The sequence below is a fragment of the Dietzia sp. DQ11-38-2 genome (genome assembly GCF_014145055.1).
In the GTDB taxonomy this organism is placed as follows: domain Bacteria; phylum Actinomycetota; class Actinomycetes; order Mycobacteriales; family Mycobacteriaceae; genus Dietzia.
Window position 1 is genome coordinate 1 of record NZ_JAALDW010000264.1, and the last position, 2,054, is coordinate 2,054.

A 2,054-nucleotide genomic window follows, 5' to 3' on the forward strand; every position below is an offset into this window, starting at 1 on the left:
GCCTGGTCGGCCTCGACCAGGCCGGCGCGGGCGCGGGAGTCGAGGACGTCCACCGGCAGCGCGGACAGCCGGGCGGTGTCATCTCCGGGTATCTCGCGGGCGGACTCGGCCTGACGGGCCGTTCGGGTCGCCCGGCGCCGCCGGCTGACCAGCAGTACCGCGGCCACCACGATGACGATCAGCGCGATGAGTCCGAGCAGAGCGGCGCCGGAGAGCCCGGAGCCCGATCCCTGGCGTTCGAGCCCGTCGGCGGCACCGATCGCCGCACCGGCCCAGTCGTCCTCCGCGAGTCGCGGCTCGATGTCCCTGTCGGCGATCCGCTGATCCGCACGCGGGTCGGTGGACTCGAACCAGTATCCGCGGTCACCGACCGCCACCGCGAGCAGCACGTCGGAGGCCCCCAGGTCGGACAGCCGGGCCGTCTCCTGTGCCCACAACTGCGCGGGCACCCCGTCGAAGCTGTCGACGTAGACCACCCAGAGTTGGAGGTTGTCGGTCGACCGGAGCTCCGCGAGACGGTCCTCCACGGCGGTCGTCTGCGCGCCCAGCACTCCTGCGGAATCCGTGACCTGCTGCTGCAGCCGGGACGGCGGTTCGGCCGAGGCCGACGGCGTCGCCCACCCGACGAGACCGACGAGGAGGGCCACCAGGAACGCGAAGGCCGCCACCGTGCGGGACCCTGGGTTCCGTATGGCGTGGGCGCGGGGCAGGGGTGCGATCATGCGGCCAGCGTATCGGCCTGTCGCGGGGGCCACGCCGGTCTCCCGTCCGGACGGTTACTCTGGGCGGCATGGCAGGGCGGATTCCGGAGCAGGACATCGCCGCGATCCGCGAACGCACTCGCATCGAGGAGATCGTCGGCGAATACGTCGCGCTCAAACCAGGCGGGGCGGACTCCATGAAGGGACTGTCCCCGTTCAAGGACGAGAAGACGCCCTCGTTCCACGTCCGGCCCCAGCACGGCTACTTCCACTGCTTCTCGACCGGTGAGGGCGGCGACGTGTTCGCCTTCCTCATGAAGATGGAGCACATCAGCTTCGTCGAGGCCGTGGAGCAGCTCGCGGACAGGATCGGGTACCGCATTTCGTACGAGGGCGGCGGACAGGTGATCCAGCGTGACCGCGGGACCCGGTCGAGGTTGGTCCAGGCCAACGCCGCTGCGCAGCAGTTCTACGCCGAGCGTCTCCGCGAGGACGCGGAGGCCGAGACCGCCCGGGCGTTCCTGCTCGACCGCGGCTTCGACCTCTCCCACGCCGAGACGTTCGGGTGTGGGTACGCGCCGGCGGGCTGGGACACGATGAGCAAGCATCTGATGCGGCAGGGGTTCGAGCCCAAGGAGCTGGAATCGGCGGGCCTGTCCAAGACCAGTTCGCGGGGGACGCTCATCGACCGCTTCCACCGTCGCCTGTTGTGGCCGATCCGCAATCTCGCGGGGGAGGTGATCGGCTTCGGCGCGCGCAAGCTCTTCGAGGACGACACGCTGGGCAAGTACATGAACACTCCGGAGACGATGCTCTACAAGAAGTCCCAGGTGTTGTTCGGCCTGGACCTGGCCAAGCGGGACATCGCCTCCCAGCGCCGCGCGGTGGTGGTGGAGGGATATACGGATGTCATGGCGATGCACGCGGCGGGCGTGACCACCGCCGTCGCCGCGTGTGGCACCGCGTTCGGCGAGGACCACCTGTCCACGCTCCGGCGGTTGATGCTGGACGACAACTACTTCCGCGGCGAGATCATCTACACCTTCGACGGGGACGAGGCCGGCAAGAAGGCCGCGATGCGGGCGTTCTCCGGTGACCAGCAGTTCTCCGGTCGCACCTTCGTCGCGGTGGCGCCCGCCGGCCAGGACCCGTGTGACCTGAGGCAGAACAAGGGTGACGCGGCAGTGCGGGACCTCATCTCCACCCGGGTGCCGATGTTCGAGTTCGCCATCCGCTCGATGCTCGGGGAGTACGACCTCGACCACGCGGAGGGCCGGGTCGAGGCGCTGCGCCGGACGGTTCCGGTGGTCGCCGACATCCGCGACTCGGCCCTGCGGGACGAGTACGCCCGCC

2 protein-coding genes are annotated in these 2,054 nt (G+C 69.9%); one reads left to right on the forward strand and one right to left on the reverse strand.

Translation table 11 applies throughout. The features are described 5' to 3' along the window. Nucleotides 1-722, reverse strand: a 722-nt coding sequence (locus G6026_RS09670; protein ID WP_182613037.1) for a TPM domain-containing protein, incomplete at its 3' end; no start/stop codon positions are given. A gap of 68 nt (nt 723-790) precedes the next feature. Here G6026_RS09670 and dnaG point away from each other — a divergent pair. Beyond that, on the forward strand, nt 791-2,054 hold a 1,264-nt coding region (dnaG, locus tag G6026_RS09675), incomplete at its 3' end, for a DNA primase (RefSeq protein WP_182613038.1).